This is a genomic window from Marinobacter sp. (assembly GCF_035268745.1).
Classification (GTDB): domain Bacteria; phylum Pseudomonadota; class Gammaproteobacteria; order Pseudomonadales; family Oleiphilaceae; genus Marinobacter.
Map to the genome: position 1 here is coordinate 1 of NZ_DATFKH010000116.1, position 3,336 is coordinate 3,336.

Annotated in this window: 5 protein-coding genes; 2 read left to right on the top strand and 3 right to left on the bottom strand. The window is 57.4% G+C overall.

The annotated features are described in order from the left end of the window. From uvrC to VJ956_RS08525, 3 genes are all read right to left on the bottom strand, one after another. Positions 1 to 1,017, bottom strand: a 1,017-nt coding sequence (gene uvrC / locus VJ956_RS08515; RefSeq protein WP_324083798.1) for an excinuclease ABC subunit UvrC, incomplete at its 3' end; no start/stop codon positions are given. Continuing rightward, positions 1,001 to 1,663 (bottom strand): UvrY/SirA/GacA family response regulator transcription factor, encoded by a 663-nt coding sequence (gene uvrY / locus VJ956_RS08520; RefSeq protein WP_324083799.1) that lies wholly within the window; start codon positions 1,661 to 1,663, stop codon positions 1,001 to 1,003. The genes uvrC and uvrY, both read right to left, overlap by 17 nt. 113 nt (positions 1,664 to 1,776) lie before the next feature. Then, positions 1,777 to 2,028 carry a hypothetical protein gene (locus VJ956_RS08525; protein ID WP_324083801.1) on the bottom strand — a complete coding sequence of 84 codons (252 nt, stop codon included), beginning with the start codon at positions 2,026 to 2,028 and terminating at the stop codon, positions 1,777 to 1,779. A 140-nt stretch (positions 2,029 to 2,168) separates the two neighbouring features. Here VJ956_RS08525 and VJ956_RS08530 point away from each other — a divergent pair, with 140 nt between their 5' ends. Together VJ956_RS08530 and VJ956_RS08535 are read left to right on the top strand one after the other, a co-directional pair. Then, positions 2,169 to 2,444 (top strand): acylphosphatase, encoded by a 276-nt coding sequence (locus VJ956_RS08530; protein ID WP_324083802.1) that lies wholly within the window; start codon positions 2,169 to 2,171, stop codon positions 2,442 to 2,444. An 8-nt stretch (positions 2,445 to 2,452) separates the two neighbouring features. Beyond that, positions 2,453 to 3,336 (top strand): AEC family transporter (locus VJ956_RS08535; protein ID WP_324083804.1); only part of this gene is annotated, 884 nt, incomplete at its 3' end.

The window sequence follows — 3,336 nt, forward strand, 5'->3', positions numbered from 1 at the left end:
GACGTCAAGCGGTACCAGAATGTCCGGCGGGATCTCGCGCCGGGTGCTGCCGCCAAAATAGTACTGGCCCAGAAAAGCGCTCAGCAGTTCGCCTTCGGACTGTTCAATACTGTATCGCGGAAAATAGTCCTTGGTACCCAACACCCGGCCACCACGCACGATGATCACCACAATACAGACCACTCCGGCATCCTGGGCGATTGCAACCACGTCGGCATCGCCCCCCTCCCCGTCCACGCTCTGCTGTTCCTGAACGTGGCGCAGGTAATTGATCTGATCGCGATAGGCCGCGGCTTTTTCAAACTCCAGGGATTTCGAGGCTGCTTCCATGGCGGTCATCAGGTCCTGCAGAATGGCCGGGTTCTTTCCCTCCAGAAACATGGTTGCCCGGCGGACATCCGCCAGATAGTCGTCGGGTGAAATGAAGCCGACACAGGGCGCGGTACAGCGATTAATCTGGTACTGCAGACAGGGCCGGGTCCGGTTTCTGAAATAGCTTTCACTACAGGATCTTATGCGGAATATCTTCTGTAGGATATTAAGACTTTCCTTGACCGCGCCGGAACTTGGGAATGGCCCGTACCAGGTCCCGCCGCCTTTCTTGGTTCGGCCGCGCCGGAACGTCAGCGATGGATAATCCTGATGGGCCGAACGGTAGATATAGGGGTAGGATTTGTCGTCTCTCAGCAGAATATTATAGGGCGGGCGCAACGACTTGATCAGGTTCTGCTCAAGCAGCAGAGCCTCGGTTTCGCTACCGGTGATCGTCACTTCAATAGCTTCGATGCGCGCCACCAGAGCTTCCGTTTTCGGCGCCAGGCCGGACTTACGGAAATAACTGGTGACGCGTTTCTTGAGATTACGGGCCTTGCCGACATACAGAATACTGCCGGCTCCGTCGTACATACGGTAAACCCCGGGCCGCTCGGTGAGTCGCCTGAGGAACTGCTTTACATCAAAAGACTGGCTGTTTTCGCCCTCTGCGGGCCCGCTGGACGCATCAGACCTGATCGGCATCGAGCAACCCGAGCCTGACTGCCATGAGCGCCAATTCCACATCGCTGGAAATTTCCAGCTTCTCGAAAATCCGATAGCGGTAAGTGTTGACGGTTTTGGGGCTGAGGCAGAGCCGGTCTGAAATATCCTGTACTTTCTGACAGTCTATTACCATCATCGCAATCTGCATTTCCCGCTCTGACAGCCGGTCGAACACCTGTAAATGGCCGTCTTCGCCCCGCAGATCTCCGCCCAGCTGCTTCAGTGCCATTTTCTGGGCAATCTCCGGGCTGATGTAGCGCTGGCCGGAATGGGCCATGCGGATGGCTCTTACCATTTCCTTGATATCGGCGCCTTTGGTGATATAGGCCGTTGCCCCGGCCTGCATAACGCGAGTGGGATAAGGGTCGTCTGCACAGGCGGTTACCACGATTACACGGATGGAGTCATCAATACGGAGGATGCGGCGGGTGGCTTCCAGGCCACCGATTCCCGGCATGCGGATGTCCATCAGAACAATGTCTGGACGGTCTCTGCGAACATAGTCTACAGAGCCCTCACCGGAAGAAGCTTCGCCGATAACTTCAATGTCCGGGTTGTCGTCCAGCATCCGCGTAATACCGGACCTGACCAAATCATGGTCATCTACAACCAATACCCTGATCAAACTTCACCTCACATACAGCGATTTTGGAAATGACATTAAATTGTAGCGGCTGGTGACACTATCGGATAGCTACAGATCGAGTACACAAGTGCGCAAGCCCGCCAGCGGGTTGGCTAACGGGTCGGACTCAGGGCTGCGGTGTTTTCTGCCGGATCAAACCACACCACCAGATCCCCGCGCTTTACGGCGGCAAGAACCCGGCTTTTTTCGCCCACCGGGTTTTCGATGTCGTTGAGGCCATGGTAACGGGTGCAGTATTCGTCAACAAGGCCGTCAATCTGATCCTCCGTAAGCAGCTCCGTGTCCACCACAAATTTCTCTTCCCGGGGGTCCGGCTGGGGCTGCTGGCCTGTTTCGTCCGACATTATCTGCTCTGCCTCAAACATTCAAAGGACCAAAGTCTAATGAATTTATAGCAGGCCAGCCAAGGGACTTTTATCTGCTGGCTCTGGCAGGTTAACCTACCACTGCAGTATCAGCCGTTAAAGACCGGGGGAACCAGGCAATGAATCGCCAGAGACTGACCATGTTGATCAGTGGCAAGGTCCAGGGTGTCAGTTACCGGGCATCAGCCGCTGACAAGGCAACCAGCCTTGGCCTCACCGGCTACGCCAGGAACCTGCACGACGGCCGCGTGGAAGTGGTCGCCGAGGGAGAGCCGGGGGCGCTCGGTGCTTTCCAGACCTGGTGTAATGAAGGGCCACCTGCAGCTGACGTCGACAGCATAAGCTCAAAGGAGGATCCTGCAACCGGTGAGTTTACTGGCTTTGGGGTCCGGTAACCGACTGGATGACGCTTCTCGCAACATTTTTCCAGACCCTTGAGACCACCCTGCCGGTATTCGCCATGGTGTTTATCGGACTCGGTCTCAGGCGTCTGGGCTGGATCGACGCCGCCTTCATCAATACCGCTTCGGCCCTTGTATTCCGGGCCACCCTGCCTACCCTGGTGTTCCTGAGCATTGTGCGTGCCGACCTTGAGACCACGTTCAATCCTGCTTTGCTGGGCTTCTTTGTCGCGGCCACCCTGGCCAGTTTCCTGTTCTGCTGGCTCTGGGCCCTGCGCGCCGTGCCAGTAGATGACAGGGGTGTTTACGTTCAGGGGGCCTTCCGGGGCAATTGCGGCATTGTCGGCCTGGCCCTGGCCGCCAGCCTTTATGGCGACTATGGCCTGTCCGCCGGCGGGCTTTTGCTGGGCGTCGTCATTATTTCCTACAACACCCTGTCGGTGATCGTTCTGACTACCTACCAGCCAGGGCAGACTGCAAGCGGGTTTCGAATTCTCGGTGATATCCTTCGCAATCCCCTGATCCTGGCGGTCATTGTTGCGCTGCCGGTCGCCTGGTCCGGCCTTCGCCTGCCTACCTGGCTAATGACCAGCGGCAATTATTTTGCGTCCCTGACCCTGCCCCTGGCGCTGATGTGCATCGGCGGCACGCTGTCCCTGAGCGCGATGCGCAGTGATCGCAGGGTGGCGGTCAGCGCCAGTGTCATGAAGATGATCACCCTGCCCGTGCTTTGCACTGTCACGGCCTGGCTTGTCGGGTTTGAAGGGCGGGAACTCGGTCTGATGTTCCTGTTCTTTGCCAGCCCGACCGCAGCAGCCAGTTTTGTCATGGTCAAGGCGATGCAGGGAAACGACCGTCTGGCGGCGAATATCGTGGCGCTGACCAC